Origin of the sequence: Bacillus sp. FSL W7-1582, assembly GCF_038593325.1 — a bacterium.
Classification (GTDB): Bacteria; Bacillota; Bacilli; order Bacillales; family Bacillaceae; genus Bacillus; species Bacillus altitudinis.
Genome location: NZ_CP151987.1, coordinates 2,238,229 through 2,264,456 on the forward strand (window position 1 = coordinate 2,238,229; position 26,228 = coordinate 2,264,456).

At 39.9% G+C, this 26,228-nt stretch carries 36 protein-coding genes, 1 tRNA gene and 1 pseudogene; 9 read left to right on the top strand and 29 right to left on the bottom strand.

Annotated features, from left to right (window positions below; translation table 11 throughout):
• Positions 1-10 precede the first annotated feature (10 nt).
• From NSQ11_RS11480 to NSQ11_RS11490, 3 genes and pseudogenes are all read left to right on the top strand, one after another.
• Positions 11-808 (top strand): YqhG family protein, encoded by a 798-nt coding sequence (locus NSQ11_RS11480; protein WP_035390802.1) that lies wholly within the window; start codon positions 11-13, stop codon positions 806-808.
• A gap of 184 nt (positions 809-992) precedes the next feature.
• Entirely contained in the window at positions 993-1,157 is a 165-nt protein-coding gene (locus tag NSQ11_RS11485) for an anti-repressor SinI family protein (protein WP_080934047.1), read from the top strand.
• 33 nt (positions 1,158-1,190) lie between these two features.
• Positions 1,191-1,517 (top strand): annotated as a pseudogene (locus tag NSQ11_RS11490) (helix-turn-helix domain-containing protein); the annotation flags it as partial.
• Between the two features lie 75 nt (positions 1,518-1,592).
• Here the strand turns inward: NSQ11_RS11490 and NSQ11_RS11495 are convergent.
• From NSQ11_RS11495 to tapA, 3 genes are read right to left on the bottom strand one after another with little or no spacing between them, the layout of a single operon-like run.
• Positions 1,593-2,393 (bottom strand): TasA family protein, encoded by an 801-nt coding sequence (locus NSQ11_RS11495; RefSeq protein WP_035390805.1) that lies wholly within the window; start codon positions 2,391-2,393, stop codon positions 1,593-1,595.
• Positions 2,394-2,451: 58 nt separating this feature from the next.
• A complete protein-coding gene (locus NSQ11_RS11500) occupies positions 2,452-3,024 on the bottom strand; it encodes a signal peptidase I (protein WP_041091749.1) in 573 nt (190 codons plus the stop codon).
• A gap of 49 nt (positions 3,025-3,073) precedes the next feature.
• Complete coding sequence (gene tapA, locus NSQ11_RS11505; RefSeq protein WP_046343966.1) at positions 3,074-3,601, bottom strand: amyloid fiber anchoring/assembly protein TapA; 528 nt, start codon at positions 3,599-3,601, stop codon at positions 3,074-3,076.
• Between the two features lie 252 nt (positions 3,602-3,853).
• On the opposite strand from tapA, the gene NSQ11_RS11510 reads away from it, so the two are divergent.
• Positions 3,854-4,180 carry a DUF3889 domain-containing protein gene (locus NSQ11_RS11510; protein WP_048001387.1) on the top strand — a complete coding sequence of 109 codons (327 nt, stop codon included), beginning with the start codon at positions 3,854-3,856 and terminating at the stop codon, positions 4,178-4,180.
• Between the two features lie 34 nt (positions 4,181-4,214).
• On the opposite strand, the gene NSQ11_RS11515 is transcribed toward NSQ11_RS11510, so the two are convergent.
• The 9 genes from NSQ11_RS11515 to NSQ11_RS11555 form a co-directional block, all read right to left on the bottom strand.
• Entirely contained in the window at positions 4,215-4,415 is a 201-nt protein-coding gene (locus NSQ11_RS11515; RefSeq protein WP_060781188.1) for a YqzE family protein, read from the bottom strand.
• 60 nt (positions 4,416-4,475) lie between these two features.
• On the bottom strand, positions 4,476-4,859 hold the full coding sequence (gene comGG, locus NSQ11_RS11520; protein WP_057079315.1) for a competence type IV pilus minor pilin ComGG: 384 nt from the start codon (positions 4,857-4,859) through the stop codon (positions 4,476-4,478).
• Positions 4,856-5,353 (bottom strand): competence type IV pilus minor pilin ComGF, encoded by a 498-nt coding sequence (gene comGF, locus NSQ11_RS11525; RefSeq protein ID WP_342501107.1) that lies wholly within the window; start codon positions 5,351-5,353, stop codon positions 4,856-4,858. Before comGF ends, comGG begins: the two co-directional genes overlap by 4 nt.
• On the bottom strand, positions 5,295-5,609 hold the full coding sequence (gene comGE, locus NSQ11_RS11530; RefSeq protein ID WP_057079313.1) for a competence type IV pilus minor pilin ComGE: 315 nt from the start codon (positions 5,607-5,609) through the stop codon (positions 5,295-5,297). Before comGE ends, comGF begins: the two co-directional genes overlap by 59 nt.
• Positions 5,593-6,039: a competence type IV pilus minor pilin ComGD gene (gene comGD / locus NSQ11_RS11535; RefSeq protein ID WP_342501108.1), complete on the bottom strand. Its 447-nt coding sequence runs from the start codon at positions 6,037-6,039 to the stop codon at positions 5,593-5,595. The genes comGE and comGD overlap by 17 nt, the downstream gene beginning before the upstream one ends.
• Positions 6,032-6,325, bottom strand: coding sequence for a competence type IV pilus major pilin ComGC (gene comGC / locus NSQ11_RS11540; RefSeq protein ID WP_008342186.1), 294 nt, complete (start codon positions 6,323-6,325; stop codon positions 6,032-6,034). Before comGC ends, comGD begins: the two co-directional genes overlap by 8 nt.
• Positions 6,326-6,341: 16 nt before the next feature.
• Complete coding sequence (comGB, locus tag NSQ11_RS11545) at positions 6,342-7,382, bottom strand: competence type IV pilus assembly protein ComGB (protein ID WP_342501109.1); 1,041 nt, start codon at positions 7,380-7,382, stop codon at positions 6,342-6,344.
• On the bottom strand, positions 7,363-8,433 hold the full coding sequence (gene comGA / locus NSQ11_RS11550) for a competence type IV pilus ATPase ComGA (RefSeq protein ID WP_035390817.1): 1,071 nt from the start codon (positions 8,431-8,433) through the stop codon (positions 7,363-7,365). The genes comGB and comGA overlap by 20 nt, the downstream gene beginning before the upstream one ends.
• 457 nt (positions 8,434-8,890) lie before the next feature.
• Entirely contained in the window at positions 8,891-9,763 is an 873-nt protein-coding gene (locus tag NSQ11_RS11555) for an STAS domain-containing protein (protein WP_035390819.1), read from the bottom strand.
• 99 nt (positions 9,764-9,862) lie between these two features.
• On the opposite strand from NSQ11_RS11555, the gene NSQ11_RS11560 reads away from it, so the two are divergent.
• Positions 9,863-9,933: transfer RNA gene (locus NSQ11_RS11560), tRNA-Gln, on the top strand.
• A 55-nt stretch (positions 9,934-9,988) separates the two neighbouring features.
• On the opposite strand, the gene NSQ11_RS11565 is transcribed toward NSQ11_RS11560, so the two are convergent.
• Complete coding sequence (locus NSQ11_RS11565) at positions 9,989-10,369, bottom strand: Spx/MgsR family RNA polymerase-binding regulatory protein (RefSeq protein ID WP_007501232.1); 381 nt, start codon at positions 10,367-10,369, stop codon at positions 9,989-9,991.
• A gap of 212 nt (positions 10,370-10,581) precedes the next feature.
• Here NSQ11_RS11565 and NSQ11_RS11570 point away from each other — a divergent pair, with 212 nt between their 5' ends.
• Positions 10,582-10,824, top strand: a complete 243-nt coding sequence (locus tag NSQ11_RS11570; protein WP_003217440.1) for a DUF2626 domain-containing protein — start codon at positions 10,582-10,584, stop codon at positions 10,822-10,824.
• A 48-nt stretch (positions 10,825-10,872) separates the two neighbouring features.
• Here the strand turns inward: NSQ11_RS11570 and NSQ11_RS11575 are convergent, their stop codons facing one another.
• The gene (locus NSQ11_RS11575) at positions 10,873-11,511 is read right to left on the bottom strand and encodes an MBL fold metallo-hydrolase (protein ID WP_017357989.1); all 639 of its coding nucleotides are present in this window, start codon (positions 11,509-11,511) and stop codon (positions 10,873-10,875) included.
• A gap of 160 nt (positions 11,512-11,671) precedes the next feature.
• On the opposite strand from NSQ11_RS11575, the gene NSQ11_RS11580 reads away from it, so the two are divergent.
• Positions 11,672-11,845 carry a DUF2759 domain-containing protein gene (locus tag NSQ11_RS11580; RefSeq protein WP_003217333.1) on the top strand — a complete coding sequence of 58 codons (174 nt, stop codon included), beginning with the start codon at positions 11,672-11,674 and terminating at the stop codon, positions 11,843-11,845.
• A gap of 24 nt (positions 11,846-11,869) precedes the next feature.
• On the opposite strand, the gene NSQ11_RS11585 is transcribed toward NSQ11_RS11580, so the two are convergent.
• From NSQ11_RS11585 to rpmG, 11 genes are all read right to left on the bottom strand, one after another.
• The gene (locus NSQ11_RS11585; protein ID WP_008342314.1) at positions 11,870-12,184 is read right to left on the bottom strand and encodes an MTH1187 family thiamine-binding protein; all 315 of its coding nucleotides are present in this window, start codon (positions 12,182-12,184) and stop codon (positions 11,870-11,872) included.
• A 77-nt stretch (positions 12,185-12,261) separates the two neighbouring features.
• Positions 12,262-13,515 (bottom strand): MFS transporter, encoded by a 1,254-nt coding sequence (locus NSQ11_RS11590; RefSeq protein ID WP_039170371.1) that lies wholly within the window; start codon positions 13,513-13,515, stop codon positions 12,262-12,264.
• A gap of 350 nt (positions 13,516-13,865) precedes the next feature.
• Positions 13,866-14,987, bottom strand: coding sequence for a M14 family metallocarboxypeptidase (locus NSQ11_RS11595; RefSeq protein ID WP_079919861.1), 1,122 nt, complete (start codon positions 14,985-14,987; stop codon positions 13,866-13,868).
• Between the two features lie 86 nt (positions 14,988-15,073).
• The gene (locus NSQ11_RS11600) at positions 15,074-16,993 is read right to left on the bottom strand and encodes an LTA synthase family protein (protein WP_025207626.1); all 1,920 of its coding nucleotides are present in this window, start codon (positions 16,991-16,993) and stop codon (positions 15,074-15,076) included.
• Between the two features lie 212 nt (positions 16,994-17,205).
• Positions 17,206-18,159: an ROK family glucokinase gene (locus NSQ11_RS11605; RefSeq protein ID WP_007501244.1), complete on the bottom strand. Its 954-nt coding sequence runs from the start codon at positions 18,157-18,159 to the stop codon at positions 17,206-17,208.
• A 13-nt stretch (positions 18,160-18,172) separates the two neighbouring features.
• Positions 18,173-18,376 carry a YqgQ family protein gene (locus tag NSQ11_RS11610; protein WP_008342322.1) on the bottom strand — a complete coding sequence of 68 codons (204 nt, stop codon included), beginning with the start codon at positions 18,374-18,376 and terminating at the stop codon, positions 18,173-18,175.
• 70 nt (positions 18,377-18,446) lie between these two features.
• Complete coding sequence (locus NSQ11_RS11615; protein WP_035390823.1) at positions 18,447-19,985, bottom strand: rhomboid family intramembrane serine protease; 1,539 nt, start codon at positions 19,983-19,985, stop codon at positions 18,447-18,449.
• An 86-nt stretch (positions 19,986-20,071) separates the two neighbouring features.
• The gene (locus tag NSQ11_RS11620; protein WP_017367602.1) at positions 20,072-20,245 is read right to left on the bottom strand and encodes a hypothetical protein; all 174 of its coding nucleotides are present in this window, start codon (positions 20,243-20,245) and stop codon (positions 20,072-20,074) included.
• Between the two features lie 89 nt (positions 20,246-20,334).
• On the bottom strand, positions 20,335-20,598 hold the full coding sequence (locus NSQ11_RS11625) for a hypothetical protein (protein WP_008342327.1): 264 nt from the start codon (positions 20,596-20,598) through the stop codon (positions 20,335-20,337).
• Between the two features lie 85 nt (positions 20,599-20,683).
• Positions 20,684-21,244 carry a 5-formyltetrahydrofolate cyclo-ligase gene (locus NSQ11_RS11630; RefSeq protein WP_035390824.1) on the bottom strand — a complete coding sequence of 187 codons (561 nt, stop codon included), beginning with the start codon at positions 21,242-21,244 and terminating at the stop codon, positions 20,684-20,686.
• 49 nt (positions 21,245-21,293) lie between these two features.
• Positions 21,294-21,443 (bottom strand): 50S ribosomal protein L33, encoded by a 150-nt coding sequence (rpmG, locus tag NSQ11_RS11635; RefSeq protein WP_008360061.1) that lies wholly within the window; start codon positions 21,441-21,443, stop codon positions 21,294-21,296.
• A gap of 451 nt (positions 21,444-21,894) precedes the next feature.
• Between rpmG and NSQ11_RS11640 the strand changes: the two genes are divergently transcribed.
• Both NSQ11_RS11640 and NSQ11_RS11645 read left to right on the top strand, forming a co-directional pair.
• Positions 21,895-22,242: a hypothetical protein gene (locus tag NSQ11_RS11640; RefSeq protein ID WP_003217285.1), complete on the top strand. Its 348-nt coding sequence runs from the start codon at positions 21,895-21,897 to the stop codon at positions 22,240-22,242.
• Positions 22,239-22,739 carry an endolytic transglycosylase MltG gene (locus NSQ11_RS11645; protein WP_035390825.1) on the top strand — a complete coding sequence of 167 codons (501 nt, stop codon included), beginning with the start codon at positions 22,239-22,241 and terminating at the stop codon, positions 22,737-22,739. The genes NSQ11_RS11640 and NSQ11_RS11645 overlap by 4 nt, the downstream gene beginning before the upstream one ends.
• A gap of 44 nt (positions 22,740-22,783) precedes the next feature.
• On the opposite strand, the gene pstB (NSQ11_RS11650) is transcribed toward NSQ11_RS11645, so the two are convergent.
• From pstB (NSQ11_RS11650) to pstC, 4 genes are read right to left on the bottom strand one after another with little or no spacing between them, the layout of a single operon-like run.
• Positions 22,784-23,566, bottom strand: a complete 783-nt coding sequence (pstB, locus tag NSQ11_RS11650; protein ID WP_017367606.1) for a phosphate ABC transporter ATP-binding protein PstB — start codon at positions 23,564-23,566, stop codon at positions 22,784-22,786.
• Positions 23,567-23,581: 15 nt separating this feature from the next.
• Entirely contained in the window at positions 23,582-24,385 is an 804-nt protein-coding gene (gene pstB / locus NSQ11_RS11655; RefSeq protein ID WP_008342339.1) for a phosphate ABC transporter ATP-binding protein PstB, read from the bottom strand.
• 32 nt (positions 24,386-24,417) lie between these two features.
• Entirely contained in the window at positions 24,418-25,302 is an 885-nt protein-coding gene (gene pstA, locus NSQ11_RS11660) for a phosphate ABC transporter permease PstA (RefSeq protein ID WP_035390827.1), read from the bottom strand.
• On the bottom strand, positions 25,302-26,228 hold the full coding sequence (gene pstC / locus NSQ11_RS11665) for a phosphate ABC transporter permease subunit PstC (RefSeq protein ID WP_017367608.1): 927 nt from the start codon (positions 26,226-26,228) through the stop codon (positions 25,302-25,304). The genes pstA and pstC overlap by 1 nt, the downstream gene beginning before the upstream one ends.

The following is a 26,228-nucleotide window of genomic DNA, read 5'->3' on the forward strand; positions in this document are numbered from 1 at the left end:
GAGTTGACCAATGGAGCAGCGCGAGATTCACACATTTCTTCTCCGTTTCTTTCAGGCAAATCAATGCGACATACTTGAAGAAAGTGCAGGGCACCTGACCGTACAACTGACAATCGAAATGGATAAATTGATCATGAACCGCCCTTTTTATTGGCATTGGCTCGAAAAAACGGGAGGCGTACCTGAGCCGCGGCAATTGACTTTGATCACCGATCAAAAAAAAGCTGATGACTCGGTCGAAGGAGAATTTGTCCACTTCGGCTCCCCTCGTTTATTCCAAATATTCGAGGCTGTGAAACAGCAAGGCCGTTTTATTCGGCTGTACGAAAAAGTCAGACCGCTCACAAACAGCCAGATCGCACTGGAGCCGTGGCTTGGTCTCAATGTCAAAATATCCTATCTGGCAGACCGTAAAAAAGATAAACTGCTGTCTCTTGGACTTCATCTAATACGCGGAGAAGTCATCGAACAATTTCAAGAGAAGCTAGAAGCACGTGAGCTATCGTCTCAAATTCCTGATTATTGCTTCACAATGAGTACGATGATTAAGCCAGAGAGCGGCGTCAAACGGCTTTACAGCCTGATGGAACGTTATGCCAATGAAGAGCCGGATGATTGGGCGGTAAGAGCTGTTCAAAAGTGGAAAGAAGACTCGAAACTTTTAAACCAATTTTATGAAGGGACTTCAGACACATCTGTAGAATATGAAATAGAAAGACAAGCACTTAAAACTTTATACGAACCAAAAATCAGTCTTACGATTGAAAATGGCGGACTTTTTTACTTACAGCAAAAAAGAGGAGGCTGACTTAGCGAGTCTCCCTCCCTTTCATGTGATATCAAATTTTCGATCAATCAAAAGCAACGTTTGTCTGTTTGTATTGGGCGGAAACATGACGCAAGCAATCTATGAGGTCTTATCACCTGTGTTTTTCCATTTCATGCGTTAAGTGCCTGAAATACACGATTCAGTATTTTAGGAGGGTATTTGTATGGAAAAGAAAACGAAGTTATTAGACAGTGAATGGGTTCAATTATTACGCGAAGCGCGCAAAGCAGGACTAACAGTTGAAGAAGTCCGTCATTTTCTCAAATCACGCAAAAAGTCCTCTGAGTCTCCCCCTATGGCAAGAAGTCATTCTATCAAACCTTTCTGAATGTGCTATAATATCGAAAGGAAGGTGATGACATTGATTGGCCAGCGTATTAAACAATACCGCAATGAAAAAGGCTACTCACTATCAGAACTGGCCGAAAAGGCTGGGGTAGCGAAGTCTTATTTAAGTTCAATAGAAAGAAACTTGCAAACAAACCCCTCCATTCAATTTCTTGAAAAAGTCTCCGCTGTTCTGGACGTCTCGGTTCATACACTGTTAAACGAAAATGATGAAACCGAATACGATGGTCAATTAGATAGTGAATGGGAAAAACTAGTTCGAGATGCAATGACATCAGGGGTTTCGAAAAAGCAATTTCGTGAATTTTTAGATTATCAAATCTGGAAAAAAAGCAAGAAGAGGAGTAATGCGCATGTTTTAGCGCATACTCCTCCAATTGCTATGCAGATCTTGTTATCAGTCTAAAGACTGACTTTATTTTTTATCTTCGCTGTGTGCTTTTTCGTTTTCTTTCACGTAGCCTTTTTCATCCGTATGCTTTTTTGGATTGATCGTTAAACCATTCCACTGAGTCGCTTCGAAGGAAAGATCAATTTGAATCGCATCGCCTTGGTATTTATTTTGGATATAGTGACCCGCTTTATCCTTCGTCTGGTCATTGACAAATTCAATGATCATTTCCATTTTATCGTAATCAAACGGATTCTTTGGAATGCCGTCATACTCTGGAGCTGTTGACCCATCAACGGTGGCAACATTAATTTTACCACTTTCATGTAAAAACTTCTCATCGACGGCATGACGAAGCTTTTCAAATGCGGTCTGATCCTGCTTTGACGTTAATAAATGCAGGTCAAGCAGGTTTGCATGGTCTAAAATAATATTTTTCGGGTATCCATTCCCACCTTCGGCTCCAACCGTTAGAACACTCACCTGAAATTGGCTGAGGAATTCTTCAGCTGTATTCTTCCCGCCATTTTTCGCTGATGTTCCATCTTGAAATTGGCTGTAATCAAGACTCATCAGGACTTGATTAATTGCAAGAGACCCTTTATTTTCAAAATTAAATTCCTTCTTTATACGGTCACCGGGTTTTATGTTCGCAAGGTTGATGGCGCCGGAATTCTCTTTTGCAGATAGATTCAGCTCTCCTGTAGAGTAGACCGCGTTTGCCGTCTCAACATCATTAAATGCAGCCCACGTTCCCCCTCCAATTAAAGCAAGACCTAATGCTCCCGATAAAACACCTAAACGAATTGATTTTTTCATTGCCATGATTGAACCCCCTAATAAATTGTTTTATTGAAACCTGATTTAGGTTACAAACGAAAATTTATGCTTGTTCCTCTGACATATGTAACTCAGCCGTATGTCTTCGATGTTTGGCAGCACCAACAAAATGAATGGTTGAATAAACAAGCAGCATCACCCCTGGAATGATGAGCAAAAGAGCGGTCCCAGCAGAAGTTCCTGCATACGAAAGAAGCTTTCCTGCATAAGGAATGTTCACTCCCGTATACTGCGCAGTCACTTGATTCGCTTTGACGAGCGTGCCGTCTTGATACATATTGTGGTCTCCTTTTGTCTCAAAGGCTTTATTTACTCCTTTTCCTTTCACCCCAACAATGCGGTGAGTCACAAAGGATTGGTCTTGCTTCGTTTGAAACGTAATAATATCCCCTTTTTTGAGTGCTTCAGGTGAGGTGACATGTTTCACGACAATCAATGAACCAGTCGAAAATTCCGGTTCCATTGATCCAGATAATACTTGCTTGAACTCATAACCAAAAATCTGAGGATCTCCTCCTGTTGTTCTTGATGACAACACGACAATAATACACACAATCATCATCGTGAAGACCAGCGCGTAAAGAATACTCCCAGACATTTTCATCCACTTTTTCATACCTTTCTCCCCTTTGCATATCATGTTTCATTCAAAAGACTAGTCTCCTTTAGGACACCTTTTCTTGACAGTTCGAAAGCTGCATATGTTGAGACGTAAAGAATGGCTTTTCAGAACCACCAAACCCTTTAGGATAATAGATTTTAAACAAATAGATTCCATTTGTTTTTGCTTTAACTGCCGTGACAGTCGTCGTTTCTTCTGATGAGAGGGACTGTATAGCACCTTTTTCAATAACATGGCCATCTTGTAATGGCATCTGAGCACTCTCTACTTTATACAGTTCCCACTTCCATTCAGAGTGCGCGATGGGTTGTCCAATATTTTTTAGTGACATGCTCAACTTTTGAGGCGCACAGACTGTCCCCTCAATGATCGTTTGATCGATCAGTTTCAAATGGCTTCTATCCCATTTCTTCGGCTGGCAATGCTGATCTGTCTCTTCGAAATTTTCACATGTTTTCATGACAAAATTCGAATGCTCAACATCGTTAAAAGAAGCATTAGTAGACGTAATAAAAAAAGAAGTGAAAATCAAACAAATAGCACAAAATAGTACAAAGAGCGGCTGTTTCATTGATTCTTTCAACTCCTTGAACAATTGTTCTTTAAAAAGAACGATTACACTCAGTATAAGGAATTACCTATAAAATCCAAAACGTCAAATTAGTCCATTTTGTTCTTAAACAAGAACATTACCGAGAAAATTCTTCCATTTTCTCATTCTTTCGCCATATTCAATATTTTTTTCTGTGACATTTGTACTTCTTAAAAATTTACATAAAAGTGCAGGATTTGGTCAGGATAATAATTGGTGAGGTGATGTTAGTTGAAATATGGAAGAATCATGATCATGCTCAGTTTACTGTTAAGCCCTTCGATCCAAAGCGCCCATCTAACGGAGGCAAAAGGAATCACTGCTGCCGCAGATCAATGGGAAACAAGGGCAGTCAAAGAAGCAAAAAAACGGTATCCGTTAGCACATGTTTTATTCAAACAAAAAGTGTGGGATCGGCACCGGGAGAAAGAATCCGTGAAGCAATATCATATTACGTTGAAAGATCAGGCCAAAGAATTTGGGGTATATGTCACCATTTCCTATAACCCATACTCGAACAAGGTCAATAAAGTCATTGTTGTCGAAGAATACAGCTAAAATGACATTAAAAAAAACCGCCTGCTGGCGGCTTTTACTTTTGTCGATGACGATGACGTTGACGTTTTTTTAGCATCATTGAGAAGCCAAAAGGCAGAACACCAAATAAACGCTGAGAAAATGGTGGTTTTGTCTCCATTTTTTCCTGTTTATGTTCTTTCCGCTCATCACGTGGTGTATTCATGTATTTAATGATTTCCTGCGTCATATATTTTACGTAATCATTTGTCTTCATCGAACACTCACCTCTTCTTCCTTAAAGTGTTACCAAGAAGAGTATCGTTTTATACACTCGCTAATAAGTGCTGATCCATTGATTGATTTCTCCTGTCTCCTTATTCATCTCTAGTTCCCGCTCGTCAGTTACACCACCCTTTGTTTCGATGTTAACCAAGAGGCGGACTATCTTTTTTCTGTCATCGCACCCAATTCGCTTCAATGTCACTCGGCCTTCTTCTGTGACAATTGGGCTCAATGGCTGATCACAAATCCGATTTAATTTATTTGCGGCTTCATTTAGACCCATTCGAAATAACTGCTGTTTTTGATAAAAAGAAATCGTGAGCTCTGCACTTTTCAACTCTTTTTGAAACCCAATGGTCATCGAGCCTAGAATCAATAAAAATAAAAAAATGACAGCAAGTACGTGTGGATAAATAAACCCATCTTCTCTTTTCACGTTTTAGGAATCACTCCTTTGTAAGTGAAAAAAACAGCTTCATGTACTTGACCAAATACATCTGTGACTTGGAGAGTGGTGGTTTGCTGTTTTGTTCTTACATGGAATTGTTTCACCTTTTGTAATAAAGGGAGATGACCTGCCTGATCCGTTCGTTTACGAAGCATCTCTTGATACGGCTCAATCGTCACCACTCGCCCTTGATTTGACATGTACTCCAGTGCTGTTCCTTCTTTCACCGCTCTTACAGCGACAGCACAATTTAGATCCTCCTCTAATTGCAGGACCGTTTGTTTCCACTCCATTTGCGAAAACTTGTTGATTTCTGCAAACGGATGAGCTTTTTCAGTAATTGATAAAAGCAGCATGCAGCCAACAGAAAGCAGCAAAAATAGCTGCACTTGCCATATTGCTTGTGCGAGTGTAAAGCCTTGTTCATCGCTCCAAATGCCAAAAGCAAATCGTCTGCTTTTTTTGTACTTTGTATGAAACACATCCCTTCTCCTGACCCCAAATGAATTCATATGTGATCTCGCCTCGTTTCTTTGTACTTGTTTTCTTTTGACCTTCTATAAAAGCTTTATTCATATACTCATGTAAAATTTGATAAGCTTCCAGTTTGGCTCTTAATTCTTCTTTCCCTATTGTCAGTTTTTCAAAGGATGGCACGAGCACAAGAGCAGTAAATAGAAAGAGATGGCAAGAAAAGAGCATCTCAAACGTACTAAATCCTTTATTGTTTTTGAACATGAATCCGTCCGCTCCCTAAGTAAATCGTGAGTTTATATATTTGACTGCCAAATTGAACAATGAGAGAACCGCCGTTATTTGGATGTCCGTTTTTATTAAAGTGAAGGCCTTGTTGAAATGTGGATTGCTTGATGATGCCTTTTTTTTGTGCATGAGAAGCAATGATTTGCTCACTATTCTGCTCGATGACTTGATAAGATACATTGGTCGGGTGAAACTCAACAGTTACTCGTGTTTTTTTAATAAATGCAGTATAAGATGCCAATTGAAGATCTTGTTTTAGCAAGTTCACTTGCTTTTTTGCTTCAGCACTTTCTAATATATTGGGAACTTTTCCACCTATTATCGATAATAAGATAGAGAAAATCATGACGATCAAGAGCTGCTCAATGAGTGTAAATCCTTTCTCCTGGAAAAGCGATTTATTCATTTTTCACATCCCCATTTTGAATGAAAATTGCCTTTCCATTCGGACAAGTTAATCCCTTTTTGACATAGCCTTCTTTTTCTAATTCAGCTAAAGATGGCGTCTTGCCATCATGCTCTAATTCATATGCCATTACCTGTGTACTCACCATTGATTTCAGCCCTTCACAGCCCTTTGCTTGAATGCTTTGATGATGCCGAGTGATATTTGGAATGGTAATCAATAAAAGAATGGAGATCACAAGCATGACAATTAACATTTCTAACAGGGTAAATCCTTTATCATTCATGCCTTAGTCCTCCTTTTCACACTTGTTCCATTAGTTGATACATTGGTAAGAGAATAGATAAATACACAATGAGTATAAGAAATGCTGTTAAGCCATAGATGACAGGCTGCAGCCATGAAACCCATTTTTCAATTTTCAATTCTGCATTCTCTAAAAGAAATTGACTATATGTGTACATTTCTCTTGCTAGCATCCCGCTTGCTTCCCCATGATTGATGACAGCTGCAAAATGCCTTTCGAAAAAAGGGGACCGGCTTATTTGATCTTCCATACTCTCACCTTTTCTTAACTCTCCTATCATTTGTTCAGACATTTCTTGAAGGAAGGGTAAATAGGTCTGCTGTTTAAAAGCTTGCAAACTTTCGTAAATTGATAACCCGGCTTGGAGAAGTCCACTTAGCTGAAGAGAAAAAAGATACGTATGCATCAGCTGTACCCCTTTAAATAACACTGGCAGCCTGCTGATGACTTTCAATTTCTCAAGGGTCGATTTTTTCTTAAAAAAAAGCTCATAATATCCAAAAAGACAGATACATATACAACCGATCATGAGCAGCAAAGCGTGTAGGAATTGAAAGAGGCCAAACATTCCTTGAATCAGCCATGACATGCTTGTATTCATAGATGAATATAATAAAGAAAATTGAGGGACGATCATTTGCTGAACAATGATGAGCACAACAAAAACCGTAAACATAAGAAAAATCGGATATCGTAACATACGCTTGAATGTGTCTACCTGCATGATTTTTTTCTCTAAAAAACGGGCGCTTTGTTCAAGAGCTCGCGCTAGGCTGCCATGTTTCTCTGAAAAACAAAGAATAGCGACGGCTTCCCGCTGAAAATGAAGTCGCTCAAGTACAACGTAAAAAGGCTCCCCTTCAAGCAGCCACTGAATACCTGGCGTTAATCGCTGTTGCTGTTTTTTTGATAATTGAATATTCACCATCGTTAATGCCTCAACCAATGTATATCCAGCTTGAATCAATTGAGCCAGTTTCGATAAGAATTCAGCTTGTTCTTTTTTAGACCAGGCTTTAGAGGTTCGCTTCTTCATAAACCCAGCGATGATATGTGCTTTTTGATAAATAGCCGAGTGCCACTCCTTTCCGAATTAATCTTTGCAGTGTTTCGTATGACGAATGAGCGTATTCTCCTTTTGCCTCTTTGATACACTCACCAAGCTCCTTTCCGTAAAGCAATTCAAATACATTTGTTCGTCTGACTGGCCGATTTAGTTTGCAATAAAGCTCACACGTTTCGCCGCAAAATGGACATGCGAGTTCGATTAACCGCTGAGCAGCAATGGCAACCATTGTTTGTTCGAGTTCATTCATCGTCACACCAAATTCCAGCATTCGATAAAGAGCTCCTTTTGCATTTTTTGCATGCAGTGTGCTCATGACTAAATGGCCTGTCAAAGCTGCTCTAATAGCTGTTCTGGCTGTTTCCGCATCTCTTATTTCTCCAAGCACAATCATATCTGGATCATGTCTTAAAATAGCGCGTAAACCTGCCGCATACGTGATACCAGCTTTTTCATTTACTTGAACCTGCAACACTTCTTCATTTCTTGTTTCCACAGGATCTTCAAGGGTAATAATATTCCGATTAAAATGTTTTTTGGCAAACTGAATCAATGAATAAAGTGTTGTCGTTTTCCCTGAATTTGTTGGTCCTGTAAATAAAATGAGCCCATGCGAATGATTCAGAAACGATAATAATCTCGTTGAAGCTTTCGGGAACAGTGACAAATACTTTGTTTTAGGCACATGATCCTGCGGTAAAATCCGAATCACTAGACTTTCATCATTTACAGTTGGTAGTGTAGAGAGCCGAACAAACACTTGACCACGTCTTAGCATCACAGCCAATGATCCATTTTGTGGTCTCCTTCTTTCACCAATATCCATAGAAGATAAAAATTTGAAATGAGCAATGAGCCGCTCTCCGCTCTTTTTGTCAATGATCCGCTGCTGAATGAGGTCAGCGTCTACACGAAAAGAGACTGAAGCTTCCTTTTCTCTCGGAACAATATGCACATCAGATGCTCTCATTCGGCACGCCTCTTCTAACAGCTCTTGCCCCAAATATTCAATACCATACAAGTGGTTCACTCCTTTCAGTGACCATATTGTATGATGGCGTAACGTGCCTGACAAAAGCGTATTTCATGATTTTCATGACTGAAAAAGGTTAAAAATGTTCAATTTGAGGTGTATTTCATCTATAAATAACAGAAGGACATATCAAAAAATCTGACTTTTACAACAACGGGTTCCGTTCAGAGGAGAAAATAAAAAAGAAGTGCTATTGGCACCTCTTTTTGATGATTATTTCATTTGGTTCTTTCATTATGGATAATCTGTTACAAGGAGGTGTCTCCAAATTTAATCCTCCTTAATAGATTACTGATTTGAAGATAAAGAATATCCTTTCGTGTCTGATTTATGGGTAAAAAAAGAGACCAAATCTGTATGCGAATTGGTCATCTCATTCATATGCTCATTATATTGTTTCTCCTTGTCAATGGACCCGTTACTTTTACTAGTAACATTTTTTGGTTCACGTTGCTTCTTGCTGCTGCTCTTCAAAGATACGAAATCCTCTTTTTTCTAAAGCTTTTGCAAGGCTGTGTTCAGTATTTACTTTTGAGAAATCAATGCCCAGTTTCACTACAGTTTGAGCGATTTCTGGGCGAATGCCTGATATAATCGTCTCAATTCCTAGCAACTTCGCACTATCAACCACTTTAAACAGCTGATAAGCAACCATCGTATCAACAACGGGAACGCCAGATATATCAATAAATAAATGGGTTAGACGCAGTCTAGATGCCTGTTCTAGTACTGATTCCAAAATGATTTTTGCCCGGTACGTATCAATTTCACCAATCAGCGGCAAAATACCGATCTCTTTTGAAACTGGAATAACAGGCGCACTAAGCTCTTGAATCATTTCTCTTTGTGCATTAAGCTGATTGATTGTCACGCGGTCATACTCTTCTGATAAACGTGCAATCATGTCATCAAATGTTGCGTGAAAATGCTGATTCCAATCGCACACATCTTTGAGTGTCACTTCAAGCTCCGTTTGTTGTGTAAAGGTCTCAATTCTGGAACAAAAAATGTGACGGAACACCTTAAATTGTCCGATGATTTCATATAAAGGTACTTCATGAACAGCTCGATCGCGGGCAATATCAACCGACCACTTTTTTAGGTGGTCTTCTACTTTATCTGATAGCGTGACTAACGTTGCTGCAATGGTTTGGATAAATGCTGTGTTTTGTTCTTTCAGCTTCTTTTCTGTCTCCTCTGAAGCATGTTTGGAGTATAATGAGCCTTCTTCTGTTCTTGTTTTCAGCCATTCTTCGGTCATGACAGGGGCTTCTTTAAGAATAAATTCATATAATTGCTCAGATTTTTCATTTTTCATTTCTGTCGTTCGCTCCTTTTTCACTTACAACTAGTGACAACCAACTTTTTATGTATAAATGACCGCAGATGGTGAACAATAGCATTACACGTTTCATATTGGGCTATAGCCAAGTGGTAAGGCAATGGACTTTGACTCCGTGATCGTTGGTTCGAACCCAGCTAGCCCAGTTCAGCACAAAAACGAAGACGGCTGAAACATCATTCAGCTGATCTTCGTTTTTGATTAGGAAACCGATTGATGAATCGCTTTCTTTTTTGAAATTTTCATGAGTTCTCCTGGATTATAGCCGACCACTAATTTATTTCCATCAATGATAATAGGTCTCCGGAGCAGCTTTGGCTTTTCAATGAGAAGCTGAAGTACCTCATTTACTTTTAGATCATTAATATTTAAATTTAAGCTTTTAAAAGCTTGGCTTCGAGTAGCTAAAATTTCATCCATTCCTTCTGTTGTTAAGGAAAGGATTTTTTTCAATTCGTCTAGAGTTGGCGTTTCTCTGAAAAGGTGACGCTCTTTAAAATCAATTTGATTCGCCTTTAACCAATGTTTTGTTTTGCGGCAAGACGTGCAGCTTGGGTATGAATAAAAAGTAATGTCACTCATTAGTCTTCCTCCTTAGGTCGTTAACCTTTTCTCTTATGGACTAAGTACCCTCATAAATTTAGGCATAAACACTTTTTCATCACTTTTTCAAAAAAATTTTTTCTAACGAAAGAATGAATGTTCACACGTTGTCAAAAATGTAAATGTTTACATAACAAGTGATCATCAGCTATAATATGAATCAAAGGGGTTTTTTAAGGGGAGGGAAAGAAATGAATCGCATGTTCCGCGTTCTTGGGTTTTGGACGGGTATTTTTGCTGTCATGTTCTATTTAGGACATATGAAAGATGCATCCTTGCTGTTCTTCGGTCAAACCGTTCTTTTTGTATTTTTATCCTACTTGAATTTATCCGAAAGAATGTATATTTACATTTTCGGAGCGTACTTGACGATTTTCTTTGCCGGATTTACATATTATTCGATTTTCATCATGGTTCCCGGTACCGGACATTAATAGAAAAAAGCATCTCCTTTGAAAGAGATGCTTTTTTCGTGCGTGCGATTATAAAGAAAACCCATTGATAAACGGATTTTGCTCCTGTTCTGTAAGCACAGTTGTTTCCTCGCCATGTCCACTTAACACAAGAGTTGATTCTGGCAATGACAACAATTTGTCATGTATCGATTGAAGTAGCACGTCTTGATTACCGCCCGTTAAATCAGTTCTCCCGATACCGCCTTGGAATAAAGTATCACCAGAAATCACAAATCCCTCTTCCGCTGAATAGTAAGACACACTGCCAGGTGAATGACCTGGTGTGTGGAACATTTCTAATGTAAACGATCCAATTTGAAGAGGTCCTTCTGACGTAATCAATTGTTCCGCTTCTTTGACCGTAATTCCGTTACCAATTAGTCGAGCTGAACCGTTTAGCTGAGCATTTGTCAGCCATTCTTTTTCCTTTTCATGGACATAAAGCGGAATTCCCCATTCTTGACGCACCTCATCTGCTGCACCAATATGATCAAAATGGGCATGTGTCAGTAAGACTGCAAGTGGTTTCAGCTGTTTTTCTTTCACATAAGAAATTAGCTTTTGCGCTTCGCCGCCTGGATCAAAAATTAAACATTCTCCTTGTTCATTTTTCCAAATATATGCGTTCGCTTGCACATAGCCTAGTGGCATTCTTCTCCAATTCATTTTCATCACCTACTACTTTTTTCATTCTTTTTTATTATGAAGGCTATTCAATAAAAATTCAAACAATCGTCAACTTGAATGTACTCGACAAGCTTTATGAAAACGGTTAAAATGAAAAGAAAGGAAATCAAGGGGATTGATGACAAAGGGGGACTTTCATATGATGCTCGTCATTATTTTTGGTCTAGTCACGATTTTAGCCGCTCTCGGCATCTATCGCTCACTCAAAAAAGTGAACGTACTGGCCATTGCTTTCGCTGGCGCCACATTTTTGGTTTTTGGATGGTTTACCGTCATGACCATCATCTATAGCGGTTATCCAACTGCACATTAAAAGCCTGCAATCAGCAGGCTTTTTCTATTGATTCAAATGTTTATTCACGCTTTCTAATTTGCTTGAAAGGGTGGTCGTTTGATCTCTTCTGTCATCTATGCGGATATTGGTTGCTACTCGGTGTAAACCCTTTTCAAATGGAGCTTCATGAATACGCTGAATGACCTCAAATAAAACGGATAGCTCCCCTTCAATTAATGTATTCATTGGTGTGAGCTGATATTTGATTTTCCCTTCTTGTTGAAAGCCCTCTAACAGTCTTTGTACGTCTGCTACATATGCACTCACGCTTGGTGTATCAGTGCCTATTGGAATGATGGTGACATCTGCTATCGCCATGGTTCTTGCTCCTTTCAATGACATCCTATTTCTTTCTCGTTCTCATTGTAACCCATCGTGATTCAAAAATGCCATGATCATGTGGCGTTTAAGCTTGGTTTGTCCCGTTCTATCGTCAAATCTGCTCTCTCTACCTTCCCAATATTTGTGAAAAGGAGCAAGCATATACCTGAAATAGCCTCTATCAGTCCTCCTGCTGCAATGACATAACCTGAACCGAATAACGTCGCCATATAACCACCAATGAGAGCGCCTAACGGTATCATTAAATACGAGATCATGTTAATAATCGCATACACTTGCGGCTGATCCTCCGCTTTTACTGACAATTGAATCATCGTATGTTCAGGTACATTGACTGCACTGATGGCTGCACCTAAGGCAAATGCAGATATAAACACAAGTGGTAATAAGGCATTCATCCCTGTAATGAAAAATGCAATTCCATCAACGATCCCTGCCCCGATAAACAACAGACCGTATCGATTCACTTTCACCTTTGTTAAAACGAATCCCATCAAAAATGCACCTAATGCCGTGGTCACTTTGATGAATGAATATACTACTGGTCCACTATGTAAATCTTCTGTTAAATAAATAACCGACAATGCCTCCCACGGTGCCGCAGCAAAATTGGAGCAGACACAAAAAATGGCTAATGGAAACAAAATATGATGACTTTTCACAAGTGAAAATCCCCTTATTAATCGTTTTCCGTATGATAATCCTTTTTTTCCTTTATCCATGATCGCTTCCGTTTTATATGTAATCAGCAAAACCAGTAAAGCGGACATGAGGTAAAGAGGAATAATCACAAGCATTGTATATCCTACCCCTACAAATGCAATCATGACACCACAAATCGTCACAGTCACAAGCCTGACCACATGACTGGCTGATTGAATGGTTGCATTCGCCTTTTGTATCACATCTTCATGCACAAGCTTTGGAATAATGGACACCGAAGCTGGTTCATAGGAACCACCAGTCGCTGAATGCAGCAACATACCGCCAATGATGAGTGCTAAAGGAGAAAAATCATAAAAGTAACTCACCACAATCACAAGTATAATCGCCGCCCGAGTTAAATCAGCAAAGCACATCCAAAATTTCAATTGATGCGGCTTCATCATTGGGGTAATAAACGGCCCAATAATGGCTTGAGGGACAAAACTAACGGCAATAAAAAATGCTGTTCCAATTGCTCCTTTTCCCCCTAGCACTAAAAGCCACAAAATGGTGTTAAAAGATAAACTATCAGCAGTAATTTTACACATTTTAGAAACAAATAGATAAGTAAAATTCCGTTTCCACAGGCTTTGAGCATTCAATCATCGACATCTCCCTAATTCATATCCTTTTTTTTACATCCACTCTTTCACAATAGCTTACAGGGATGCTCTCGTCAATCACTTCAACACGGTTTTTATTGACCATAAGAAATTGATTGGTTTGAACGAATTAAAAGCACCGATTAGATGCTTTCAGATTGTTGACAAAGGGTTAAAATGAACTTTATTTTAACCCTTTGTCTTCTTTTCAGCGTGATAAAAAACCTTTGCAGCCCTAGGAAGGACGAGTACTGGTGCGGAGCGAATTTCACCTTCGTGAGCACTGGCACGCAGGACTGACAAAGAATGCGAGGGTTTGTCTACACGCTGAAAGCACCAATTAGGTGCTTTTAATACTTACATGCTTCCCACAGTAACCGCTTTGTTTTTTCATAGATCGAATCAAATTGACTCATAGAAAGCGGGTTCTTACCTCGCCCAAGTTCCACCGTATAGCCCTCACTTTTACATTGATAAATAAACCAATCTCGATAACCTGCATAGCTATCAAGATATTGAATCGCTTTGTAACCACTCACCCGTTCTAACCGTTCGACCGTCTCTTTTGAAATGGCCGGTTCGTGGCCAAGAAAACCCCAGTATATCTCTTCTCCTTGTGTATGAAGGGCAATTAGCCGGTCAAAGCGTTTTCGTAAGGCGAGATGTGCCATTGCTTTCGCTTCTGGTTCTGTTAACGGCTGATGCCCTGGGAAATCCCTATAAGACGGAGCTTTCGGCTTATTACGATAATATTCGATTTCCCAATAAGCAGGAAATTGATTGTTTAGATCAATTCCTCGAATATTCGCCTTCCATTCTCGATAATCGGAAAATCCACCATTTAGCGGCGCGAACTCCTCACCGCACAGCCCTAAAGATTCTGGACCATTGCGAACCAAATCAACACCGTCTGGATTTACCATCGGGACAATAGACAAAGCAGTAGTCTGCAATATACGAACCGCTTCATGATGTCTTGCTTGCACTGGGTCAGAGGCCGCTAAACAAAGTGATTTAAGCCATTTTAATAAAACAGAGGTCGTGATCCATTCATTTGCATGAAAAGAGGCATTAACATGTATGGAATGTAAATGTTGTACAGGCTCCGTACGGATTTCATAAATGGGCGTATCAAGCACTGATTGACCAATCACACTCATTTGAAGAAAAGGAAAAACAGCTTTCAAATATTGAAGCTCTCCTTCTAAGTGAGCGCTATCATATTCAAATATTCCGCTGATCCAATCATCTGATTGCTGGAGCCGGTAAGGCGCTATGAAGCTTTGCACATCACCTACCGATTGAAATGAATGGGTCCCTTCTGGAAGTCTATACCCCGGTAAAAGGAGGTGATCCGTATTTGATTGATTGGATAAACTGAAAGCTTCTTTCCCTATACCAAGCTGCTTTGCCACATCCTCCTTCCTTGCTTCACCCAGATGCCATTCAATTGTGCCAAACGACTTTTTCATTTACATCCCTCCCCTCTCACACTATATGAACCAGTAAGTAAAAAAAGAAAACCTCTGCATGTAAATAGCAGAGGTTTTCTTTTAAATTAAGACGCCTTTTTTAGCTCAGTGTCATCTTCTTTTTTAGATGGTGAATGGTCCGAGTTGTTTCGGTCATAAAATCTAAGGAGATCTCCATAGATAATTTGATCAGAGAATTGAAGCTCCTGCTTTGCCTTTTCTTCATAAGACTGACAACCAGACTCATCTTCTCTCGGCTCACCCGTTTCTTTGTTGTAGCACACACCAGCTGTGAAAACACTGTCCTTCGTAATAAAACTTCCATCTCGAAGCACTGTGAAGTCATTTGTATCTTTTGATAATAGGTCATGACCAAATTGAATTTGCTTACTTGTATCGATTCCTAGAAGGTTCATGACTGTTGGACGGATATCCACTTGGCCGCCAACTGTATCAATCTCTTTTGGATGTTTATCCGTGATACCAGGAATGTGTACAACAAATGGTACTTTTTGAAGCTGAACTTCTTCAAAAGGTGTAATGTCTTTGTTTAAGAATTGTCCCATTGCTTCGTTATGGTTTTCAGAAATCCCGTAGTGATCCCCATATAACACAAAAATGGAGTTATCGTATAACCCTGCTTCCTTCATTTTTTTAAAGAAAAGCTTGAGTGCCTCATCTTGATAACGCACTGTAGGGAAGTATTTGTTCAACGTTTTGCTCTTTGAGTCATATTCATCAATGAGCTTATCTTCTTCATCTAAGTCGAATGGAAAATGGTTCGTTAATGTAATCAATCTCGTATAGAACGGCTGCGGGATCGTTTTCATTAAATCCACTGACTGCTCAAAAAACGGACCATCTTTTAGTCCCCAGCCAACTGAATTTTCTTCATTTACATCGAATGATTTAATATCAAAAAATTTGTCGTAGCCAAAGCTGTCATAGATCAGGTCACGGTTCCAGAAACTTTTGTTATTCGCATGAATAACAGAAGAATGATAGCCTTCCTCTTTTAACAACTCAGGTGCGGCTTTGAACTCGTTGCTTGGATTTGTGAAAAATACAGCTCCTCTTCCAAGTGGATAGAGTGAGTTATCAACAATAAACTCGGAGTCGGATGTTTTCCCTTGACCCGTTTGATGATAGAAATTACTGAAATTGTAGCTTTTCTTGATCAATTTGTTTAAGAACGGCGTGATCTCTTTCCCATTCAATTTTTCATTGATCACAAAGCTCTGGGTAGACTCAAGCGATACTAGAATGACATTTCGTCCTTTTGCTTGACCAAACGTCTTTTCATTACGGTCTGTTTGATTTGCGCTTACATAGTTTTCAATTTCAGTTAAGCTATTGCTGTCGGCAAGTGCTCGCTGAGCGGATTGCTTCGATTGCAGAACCCCATCATAAATATGGAAGTTATATAAGCTGATGTTTTTCACTAGCATCTCACGGTCAAATGAACGAGTTAACAGCTCTGGTCTTTCTGTTTCAGCCAGACCAAGGTTAAAGAAGAAAGTGGCTGCCACAAATAAATAATAAGCTGCACGTCCCTTACGTGAAATCGTTACATCTGTTCTAAAGGAAGGCTGTTTTTTATAGAGCCAAATTAAAATGATGATATCAACAAACATCAGAAAATCAACTGGTTCAATTAAAGAGGTAATACTTGACCCGAGGTCACCCATATTGTTTGTTTGAAATAGGACGGGGATGGTTAGAAAATCACTGTAGAATCGATAAAATACAATGTTAGCTAACAAAATAAATGTCAGAACAAAACTCGTCACGATGATATATCGATTGCGATTTTTTTCTTTAAAGAATAAACCGATACCGAAGATAAACAAGAGAAAGCTAAGCGGATTAATAAACAGGATAAATTCCTGCATGAAATTTTCAATTTTGATATTAAAACTAGATTTATAGATAACATAGGTTTTCACCCACATTAACAAAGTCGCAATCAGTAAAAATGAAATCGCCTTTAATCTTTTCTTTCGCATTGTAACCTCCTTATGCTAAAAACGCACTCAGGTTAGGGACATCCCCAATTATTGGTGCTTCTTCAAAAATAACTAAAGTATATCTTATCCTGTCTATGCTGGAAAATCAATGTCTTTTTCCCCATGACAAACTTATGAATATGCTAAACATTCAAATTCATGCCTATCTATCGCTGATTTTAATAAAAATGACATCATTATGACATTTTTGTTCAAGACAGCCACTTGTTTTTTGCCATCCATGCACCGCCGATCACGCCTGCATCGTTTCCTAGTGAGGCAATCACCACTTCAACATCCTCAGCACATGGCGGGAAGGCATGATGCTTGACGACACGCTCTACTTTACTGCGAAGAAGCTCGCCCGCTTTAGATACACCCCCGCCAATGACGATTTTTGTTGGGTTTAAAGCACTGGCTAGATTCGCAAGGACAAGACCAAGATGGGTTGTCACTTCATCTACGACACGCATCCCCAGTTCGTCTCCGTTTTCTGCTGCCTCAAATACATCCTTTGCAGACAGCGAAGTAAGTGAGCCAAGTGATGATGTATGGCTCTTTGTTTGTAATGTATCCTTTGCGATTCGGACGATCCCTGTGGCAGACGCAATGGTTTCAATACAGCCTGTTCTCCCGCAGTTACATGGTGCTCCTTGAAATGGAACGGCACAAATATGACCAATTTCTCCACCAGCACCTGTTTCGCCTTGAACCACTTCTCCATTGACAATAATACCGCCGCCAACCCCTGTGCCCAGTGTAACCATCAGGATGTTTTTGGCGCCATCACCTGCACCCTTCCACATTTCACCGAGTGCAGCAATATTCGCATCATTTTCGATGACAGATGGAAGTCCTGTCTCTGCCTCTAAATGGTCTTTCAAGGGATAGTTTGTCCAGCCCAGATTCGTTGTTTTATAGACAATTCCGGATACTTTATCCACTGGTCCAGGTGCCCCCATACCGATCCCAATTAGGGCTGATTTCGGCATGCTGATCTCAACTAGTTTATGGTCAATTGACTTGGCAATGTCGACTGTAATTGTCTGCCCAGATTTATCCGTAGGAATCTCCCACTTATGCTGAATTTCACCATAAAGATTAATAAACGCAAGCTTAATTGTCGTACCGCCAAGATCAACTCCTACAAACCAATCCCCTGTCATATGTCCTCCACCTTCACATTGTTTTTCGGTTTAATTTGGCTAGTTCCATTTGAAGGATGGTCATTGCGTTTGACCATTCAGTTCGATCGATGATGCCCGATGTGTACATTTCCTTCAATTCATCTGCCATAAATTCTAATTCCACTTCACGATCTCCGAAATACACGTAATTTCCAAATCTCATGAGCAGCTGCTGTACATCATATAACGTTTTCATTACTTTCACCATTTCTCTAAATCAACAGATAGGATAAGCGTATTCATAAATACGCTTTCAGTCAAGTCATTCAACGTGTTTGAGTGTTTTCAATATATTGTTTCAACTTTAAAAATTGGTCATTTTGCGGATCTTGTTTTAATGCTTTTTCGATGAAGTCGTCTGCCTCCGCTGTCTCGCCTTTTTCTACATATAACAACGATAAGTGATACAATTTATTCGGCTCATTAGGATCTTTTTCAAGCGACTTTTGCAAATACTCAATGGCCTTGTCAAGATGTCCAAGCTGCGCTTCGGAAAGCGCATAAATATGAAGTGCTTCAGCTGAGGCATCCTTTTGCTTTACATATTCCTCTAGACGCTGACTTGCTTCGCTATAGTTCTTTTCATCAAATAAACTCGCTGCCTCGCTAGTTGCCGCCGCTTCTTTTTGATCGTCTGAATGAAACCCTGTATACAATCCAAAGCCGCCAATAAGGAGGAGAAGAAGACTAGCAAGAAGCATTTTGACAGGCTGAAACTGTTTAGGAAGACGGACCGCTAAAGCGGCTAAAAATCCGCCAGCAAGCCCCCCAAGATGCCCTGCATTATCAATCCCTGATACAGTGAAACCTATCCCTAAATTGATGAGGATAATAACGATAATATTTGTCCCCATCGTACGAAAGAAGAGCTTCCGGTTAGAAATCGCTAAATATAACAATGCGCCTAAACAGCCAAAGATCGCACCTGATGCTCCTGCTGCGATGGCTGTATTAAACACAAAGCTCGCTATGGAGCCAAAGATGCCGGAAATTAAATAAATGAGCAAAAATCTTCCTGAACCATAAATTCTCTCAACAGCCGCTCCAACGGACCAAAGAGCAAATGTATTAAAGAGTAAATGCGTCAAACCAATGTGTAAAAACATAGGTGTCACAAAACGCCACCATTCACCCTCTAAAATCAGCATATTATTTTTCGCACCAAATGCTGTTAAAGTGGCTGTATTGGTACTTCCACCAGATAATTCAAGTAAAAGAAACATCACCACTTGGACTGCGATTAACATATAGGTAAAAATCGGTCTGCCATTTTGAAAAACGGCCCGTTCTCGTTCACGCTGCTTTTCCTGATCTTGAAATGCCTGAAGCACGTTCATTTTAAGCTGCATCACATCTTCGGCTGTATCTGCTTTCGCCTCTTCTACATCAATCGAAAGTGATGTATTCAGCCATTTTTGCAGCTCGTGTCCATCGTTTTGAAGGGTTTCTTCATTCAGTAAAACAGGTGTCACCGTCACCTTTTGCTGTTTTTGCGGTTGACCGTTTATGTCTTCCCAATCATCTACTGGATGATCAGCTGTAAATTGTAGCTGCAGGAGATGGAGAGAACGTTTACGCATGGCTTCTCTCAACTGATTCATCCGAAAAGCCTGCTCTTCCATATCTCGAACGATCTCCTGTCTAAAATTCACATCTCTTCTATATAGACGGATGAGATCATATCCTGAGTTTCGTGGTGCTTCAAAAAAGATTTCATCTTCTGGGTACGGGCTTTGAATCATCTCGTATCCTTTTTGTCTGAGTTCATCAATCACTCGCCAAAATAGACTATCTATGACATTCATTCATTCGCGCTCCATTTTTTACATTATTATAGCAAGAATTACTCTTATACGCATTTCTCAACAAAAAAATCCCGGCTTTTGCGGGATTAGAATGCTTGGCGAATAAATTTCGTCCGAAAATATGGGATTTTCATCAGCCATTTAATAAAAAAGTGACGCACTTGGTTTTGACCTAAGATCAAATTCATGAGCCGATAACGATTTTGCACAAGAACGAATGCAAACAGTGTGAACACAATGCTCCAAATCATTTTATTCATCATATTCCCTCCTATGTTCGTATCGTGGCTTAAATAGGATTTGTTTATGCATGAACCATCATTTTTATCTCTTACCATGCGATCTACTTTCACACTCTAATCCCTTGTTCTTTTGATTGGATATAATAGACCTCTTCACACTCTGATTGATCATAAGAACCGCCAAATTGATGAAGGTCGATTAAATCTTTGAACGCTTTGATATACTCTCTTCTTATTTTTCCGACTCCAAAAAAATCAAGGTGTGTATGCCAAAAATAAACCCATGAATCATGTTCGAGTTGTAAGTCAAAAGTATTCACTTCCTCCCACAAATTACGGAAGTATCTTTTCTTTCCTCGAAATTTTTTCAATATATGACTCCTACTAGATAAAATGCCCTGAGCTAATGAAAAGATCTCAACACAAAAAGCCCGTTTTTGGACAATGAGCGGGCTTTCACTTTTGATATAACGTACCTTTTTCACTGACAATCATAGATACCGGTATGTCGTGCGCTTCAGCCGGAATATGCCTCGTCTGCTGTAAAGACAAACAAAGGGCAATGGTTACGCCGTGGTAGTCCGCTAAGTAGCGATCATAATAGCCCCCACCAAACCCAATCCGGTAGCCGTTCTGATCGAAGCACACCCCAGGAACAATGATCAAATCAATGGCTTCTTTATGTACAGCTGTAGACTCAAGAGGGTCTGGCTCCAATAGTCCAAAGTAGCTGGATGTCATCTTTGTTTCAGGTGTATATTCATAAAACACCATCTCTTTTGTTTTCGGAAAACAGGTGGGAATACAAACTGTTTTTCCTTCTTCCCACGCTTTTTCAATCAGAGGCATTGTCGGTATTTCTTTTCCCCTAGACATAGTCAAAGCAATCGTTTTCGCCTGTTTCCATTCTGACAGCTGCAGCACGTGTTCATGAAGTAGAGAAGCATAGCGATTGAACTCTTCAGTGCTTAACTGCTCAAGCATGGCCAATGTTTGAAGGCGGAGCTCCTTTTTCATACAGGTTCATCTCCCATCATAAAAAAACAGCAGGAAAATTCCCTGCTGCTTACTTTGTTTCACGATGTAAAGTTTGTTTTTTATCACGTGAGCAATACTTTTTGAATTCAACGCGATCTGGATTGTTTCGCTTATTCTTTTTAGTAATATAGTTACGCTCACCGCATTCAGTGCAAGCTAGAGTAATATTTACGCGCATGTTTTTCCCTCCAAACTAAAATCAATTCACATTCAGACCTAACTATAATACCACTTCTAGCTAAGGAATGCTAGAATGTTTTTTCACCAATTTCATTTTTCAATGCATTCCACCCGCATCCTGATCCATATTGTCTGGTCATGTGATGAAAAATCGCCTTCTCCCCTATAAAAACACGTTCTTTGTCGTACTGTATACATGAGAACCCCTTCTTTGTTCCACAGCTTTTTTTCATCTGATCCGTCTTCTTTTATTTTAACAGCGGGCAAGGTTTTCATACTTGGTTTCCCTATAAAAAGAAAAATGATGAAAAAAAGGTGATTTTTTCAGCAATTCCTTTTGAAACTAGCTTTTTTATGGTATAAAAAAGAAGGGTCGAAAACTGTCTGAAACAATCATGAGAGCCTTTTTTGGCTTTCAGCATTAAAATATGAATAAAAGGTGATGAAACATGGAAATTGCAATTATCGGATTGCTTGTTGTCAGTATTGTACTGATCGCATTCTCATATTTTCAAAGAGAGCCGATTAAAGAAGTCGAACAGGAACTTGAAACACTTCAACTATCTGCAATGCAAGAAATCTATAAACTGAAAAAGAAAATGAAGGTTCTTGAAGAAGAATTGCTTGAAACAAACATCGTTGTCCGCAAGCATTCAGAAATTGATCCATCTATTGCAAGACAAATCATTTCAAAGCATCAAAATGGCATGTCTCCTGAGGCGATTGCGCGCGCTGAACATGTATCTGTAGAAGATGTGAACATGATCATTAAAGACAACGAGAGGGTGCTTGTATGACGAAAAAAAGCATCCAAACGTTTGCAGCAGGTATGATTCTTGCAACTGGTGTTCTGGCGATCGTCTTTTTCCTTACTGGAAAAGATGAAGCGGCAGCTGATTCTACAACAAAAGAAACCCTCGCAGCAAAAGTGACAGACACTGACGTGAAAAATTACTTAGACTCTAAAAAAGAAGTCTCCGTCAGCCGTGAAACATATCAACAACTTCTTGATTATAAAGAAAAAGCGCTGAAAGCAAATGAAGACGGCGATTCTCAGAACGATAAAAAAACAACGGACAAGCCAAAAGGCAAAACGGTTAAATTCGTGATTAAAAACGGTATGAGCACAAGTGATGTTTCAGACATGCTTGAAAAGGACGGAATCATCAACTCGTCTAAAGATTTTAATGATTATGTGATAGACGCAGGCTACCATAAAGAAATTCGTGCCGGCAAATTCAATTTAAAAACAGGTATGACATTCAAACAAATCGTCAAAGCCTTAACAAAATAACATCAAAAACCCCCTGGCGGCATTGACCTCCAGGGGGTTTTTGATTATCCAAATCGTCCTGATATATAATCATTTGTTCTTTGATCATTTGGCTCTGAGAACATCACATTCGTATCATTGACCTCAACAAGCTCGCCCATCAAGAAGAACGCTGTTCGGTCTGATACCCTTGCCGCTTGCTGCATATTATGCGTCACAATGGCAATCGTATATTTCTCTTTCAATTTCATGATTAATTCTTCAATCTTTAATGTTGAAACAGGATCAAGCGCAGATGTTGGTTCATCCATTAATAGAATATCCGGGCTTGTGGCAATGGCTCTTGCGATACAAAGACGCTGCTGCTGACCGCCGGAAAGACCTAATGCAGGCGCACTTAATCGATCTTTCACTTCATCCCAAAGGGCAACATCACGAAGCGCTTTTTCAGCGATTTCTTTCAATTGCTGCTTGCTCTTCACCCCGTGAATTCTTGGCCCGTAGACGACATTATCAAAGATAGATTGAGGGAATGGGTTTCCTTTTTGAAAGACCATCCCGACGTTTTTACGCAGTTCCACTAGATCGACACGACCTTTTAAAATATTGTCACCGTTATACATCATATCCCCGGTGATTTTCACACCTGGCACTGTTTTGACCATGAGATTTAAGGTCTTTATAAAAGTTGACTTTCCGCAGCCGGACGGACCGATAATCGCTGTGACCTCATGCTCTTTAATGTCTAAATCAATATGCTTCAGTGCGTGATGCTGTCCGTACCAAAGGTTCATATCATTCACACGAAACACTTCTTTTTTGGCTGTTTCAGTTGCTACTGCATTCATCAAAATCCACCCGCCTTATCCGAATCGACCATTAATATAGTCTTCTGTTTTTTGCTGCGCAGGACGTGTAAAGATACGTTCAGTCGCATCGTATTCCACTAGATCACCATTCAGGAAAAAGGCTGTATGATCAGATACACGTAACGCTTGCTGCATATTGTGTGTGACAATGACAATCGAATAATCATGTTTTAATTCCGATAATAGCTCTTCAATTTTTGCATTTGAGATCGGGTCTAAGGCAGAAGCCGGTTCATCTAATAAAAGCACGCTAGGTTTCATCGCAAGGGTACGTGCAATACAGAGGCGCTGCTGCTGGCCGCCTGATAATGATAAGGCAGATCGGTGCAAGCGATCCTTGACCTCATCCCATAGTGCTGCCTTTGTTAAGCTTTCTTCTACCGCATCATCAAGCACTGATTTCCTTTTTTCACCCGCATATTTTAGCGCATGCGTAATGTTGTTGTAGATGGATTTAGGAAATGGATTTGGCTTTTGGAAGACCATCCCGATTTCTCTTCTTAAATTCACCACATTAATACGATCATCCAAAATATTTAACCCTTCGTACATGATCGCCCCTTCACTTCGTGCACCTGGAATTAGGTCGTTCATGCGGTTAATACTGCGTAAAAAAGTCGATTTTCCGCACCCTGATGGGCCGATTAATGCAGTGATTGCATTTTTTTCAATTTCAAATGAAATTTGATTGACCGCTCTTTTTTCACCATAATAAATACTTAAATCCTGCACCTGTAGAATCTGTTCCGCTTGAAGTGGAGCCTTTTTTGCTGCAATCTCTTTTTTTTCTGCTAGCATTTGAACCATATCCCCTTCACACCTCTCACTATTTATTTTGACGTAAGCTTCTTATGAATAAATGAACCAAGCCATCTAGCTGCTAAGTTGAATACTAATACAGAGAGCACAAGTACGGCTGATGCACCATTTGCAATGGCCTCTGCATCTGGAATAATCCCCTGTGTATTGACGTTCCATATATGAACGGCTAATGTTTCTGCCGGTCTAAAAATATTCAGTGGTGACGTATCGGAGAAAGGACTCCAGTTTGTAAAATCAAGACGCGGTGTTGAAAGACCTGCTGTGAAAAGAAGAGCAGCCGCCTCACCGAAAACTCTTCCCGATGCTAAAATCGCTCCTGTAATAATGGATGGAATCGCACCTGGGATCAGAACCGTCTTCACTGTATGCCACTTTGTCACACCGAGCGCAAGCGATGCTTCCTTTTGATCCTTCGGTACAGATCGAAGTGCATCTTCTGTCACCCTGACCATCACTGGCAGATTAAAGACAGTCAGCGCAAGGGCTCCTCCGATGATCGTATAGCCCCATCCTGTTAAATTAACAAACATCAGCAAACCAAACATACCGATGACGATCGATGGCAGAGACGATAACACTTCAATACATGTACGAATAAAATCAGTCACTTTGTTTTGAGGTGCATATTCTGCCATGTACACCCCACCGCCCACGCCAAGAGGCACAGTAAACAGCATCGTAATAAATAGAATGTAAAACGAGTTAAACAGCTGATCCCTGATACCGCCGCCAGAGCCAATCGCACTTGAGCGGGTAGTCAAAAAGTCAAAATTTAATTCTTTGGCACCGTTGAAGATGATATAAGAAAACAAGCCAACAAGTATCGCCGTAATAATGACGGCACATAATCCAAAAACGATTGTGGCAAAACGATCGGTCATTTTGCTATTCATTAAATCTTCCTCCTAGATGACAAGTATCTGATAATGAGTATGAACATAAATGATACAACTAGAAGGACAAGTCCCATTGACCAAAGTGTATTGTTTTCAACACTTCCATACGTTGTATGTCCCATGTTTAAAGTAATAATGGTAGTTAATGTACCAGCTGTGTCCATAATACTTTCTGGTAGATTACGCGTGTTTCCAATGACCATCTGAACGGCAAGGGCTTCTCCAAATGCTCTTGCCATTCCAAGCACGACCGCTGTCATTAATGTCGGAAGCGCTGCCGGTACAAGAACACGTCTGATCGTTTGCCATCTTGTTGCGCCTAATGCATACGATCCCTCACGTAAACTTTTTGGAAGTGAAGCCATTGCATCAGTTGCAATGGATGTAACAGTCGGCAGAATCATAATAGACAGGACAATCGTTCCTGCTAAAACACTGTGCCCTGAACCGCTTAACTTGAAGTGTCCAATAAACGGCACCAATACTGTAAGACCTATGAATCCGTAAACAACGGATGGAATCCCTACAAGCAGTTCAATCACTGGCTGGAGAATTTTCCGTCCCCATGCAGGTGCAATTTCTGTCATAAAGATCGCTCCTGCGATGCCTAGCGGTGCTGCTATGAGTGCTGATAGAAGCGTGACAGCGATTGAACCAAAGATAAACGGAAATGCGCCGTATTGCGGATTTTCTGCTGTAGGGTTCCAATTGATACTGGTTAAGAACTCAATTGGGCTTACACCATTTACGATGAAAGATTGTAAACCCTTAATACCAAGGAAGATTGTGATGGCAATTGATACAGCAATCATTAAGAATGCGCAAAATTTCACCAAAATACTTCCTCTTACTTCATCCATTTGCCTATTTTTTTTCGAGCTGATCAGTCGATCGCTCGCTTCTGTATGTTCTATCTGTTTCAT

Coding starts and splice junctions, on each gene's coding strand:
- NSQ11_RS11480 (WP_035390802.1), top strand. CDS start 11: ATGGAGCAGCGCGAGATTCACACATTTCTTCTCCGTTTCTTTCAGGCA.
- NSQ11_RS11485 (WP_080934047.1), top strand. CDS start 993: ATGGAAAAGAAAACGAAGTTATTAGACAGTGAATGGGTTCAATTATTA.
- NSQ11_RS11495 (WP_035390805.1), bottom strand. CDS start 2,393: ATGGCAATGAAAAAATCAATTCGTTTAGGTGTTTTATCGGGAGCATTA.
- NSQ11_RS11500 (WP_041091749.1), bottom strand. CDS start 3,024: ATGAAAAAGTGGATGAAAATGTCTGGGAGTATTCTTTACGCGCTGGTC.
- tapA (WP_046343966.1), bottom strand. CDS start 3,601: ATGAAACAGCCGCTCTTTGTACTATTTTGTGCTATTTGTTTGATTTTC.
- NSQ11_RS11515 (WP_060781188.1), bottom strand. CDS start 4,415: ATGAAGACAAATGATTACGTAAAATATATGACGCAGGAAATCATTAAA.
- comGE (WP_057079313.1), bottom strand. CDS start 5,609: ATGTTCAAAAACAATAAAGGATTTAGTACGTTTGAGATGCTCTTTTCT.
- comGD (WP_342501108.1), bottom strand. CDS start 6,039: ATGAATAAATCGCTTTTCCAGGAGAAAGGATTTACACTCATTGAGCAG.
- comGC (WP_008342186.1), bottom strand. CDS start 6,325: ATGAATGATAAAGGATTTACCCTGTTAGAAATGTTAATTGTCATGCTT.
- comGB (WP_342501109.1), bottom strand. CDS start 7,382: ATGAAGAAGCGAACCTCTAAAGCCTGGTCTAAAAAAGAACAAGCTGAA.
- NSQ11_RS11555 (WP_035390819.1), bottom strand. CDS start 9,763: ATGAAAAATGAAAAATCTGAGCAATTATATGAATTTATTCTTAAAGAA.
- NSQ11_RS11565 (WP_007501232.1), bottom strand. CDS start 10,369: ATGAGTGACATTACTTTTTATTCATACCCAAGCTGCACGTCTTGCCGC.
- NSQ11_RS11570 (WP_003217440.1), top strand. CDS start 10,582: ATGAATCGCATGTTCCGCGTTCTTGGGTTTTGGACGGGTATTTTTGCT.
- NSQ11_RS11575 (WP_017357989.1), bottom strand. CDS start 11,511: ATGAATTGGAGAAGAATGCCACTAGGCTATGTGCAAGCGAACGCATAT.
- NSQ11_RS11580 (WP_003217333.1), top strand. CDS start 11,672: ATGATGCTCGTCATTATTTTTGGTCTAGTCACGATTTTAGCCGCTCTC.
- NSQ11_RS11585 (WP_008342314.1), bottom strand. CDS start 12,184: ATGGCGATAGCAGATGTCACCATCATTCCAATAGGCACTGATACACCA.
- NSQ11_RS11595 (WP_079919861.1), bottom strand. CDS start 14,987: ATGAAAAAGTCGTTTGGCACAATTGAATGGCATCTGGGTGAAGCAAGG.
- NSQ11_RS11600 (WP_025207626.1), bottom strand. CDS start 16,993: ATGCGAAAGAAAAGATTAAAGGCGATTTCATTTTTACTGATTGCGACT.
- NSQ11_RS11605 (WP_007501244.1), bottom strand. CDS start 18,159: ATGACAGGGGATTGGTTTGTAGGAGTTGATCTTGGCGGTACGACAATT.
- NSQ11_RS11610 (WP_008342322.1), bottom strand. CDS start 18,376: ATGAAAACGTTATATGATGTACAGCAGCTGCTCATGAGATTTGGAAAT.
- NSQ11_RS11615 (WP_035390823.1), bottom strand. CDS start 19,985: ATGAATGTCATAGATAGTCTATTTTGGCGAGTGATTGATGAACTCAGA.
- NSQ11_RS11620 (WP_017367602.1), bottom strand. CDS start 20,245: ATGAATAAAATGATTTGGAGCATTGTGTTCACACTGTTTGCATTCGTT.
- NSQ11_RS11630 (WP_035390824.1), bottom strand. CDS start 21,244: ATGAAAAAGGAGCTCCGCCTTCAAACATTGGCCATGCTTGAGCAGTTA.
- rpmG (WP_008360061.1), bottom strand. CDS start 21,443: ATGCGCGTAAATATTACTCTAGCTTGCACTGAATGCGGTGAGCGTAAC.
- NSQ11_RS11640 (WP_003217285.1), top strand. CDS start 21,895: ATGGAAATTGCAATTATCGGATTGCTTGTTGTCAGTATTGTACTGATC.
- NSQ11_RS11645 (WP_035390825.1), top strand. CDS start 22,239: ATGACGAAAAAAAGCATCCAAACGTTTGCAGCAGGTATGATTCTTGCA.
- pstB (WP_017367606.1), bottom strand. CDS start 23,566: ATGAATGCAGTAGCAACTGAAACAGCCAAAAAAGAAGTGTTTCGTGTG.
- pstB (WP_008342339.1), bottom strand. CDS start 24,385: ATGCTAGCAGAAAAAAAAGAGATTGCAGCAAAAAAGGCTCCACTTCAA.
- pstA (WP_035390827.1), bottom strand. CDS start 25,302: ATGAATAGCAAAATGACCGATCGTTTTGCCACAATCGTTTTTGGATTA.
- pstC (WP_017367608.1), bottom strand. CDS start 26,228: ATGAAACAGATAGAACATACAGAAGCGAGCGATCGACTGATCAGCTCG.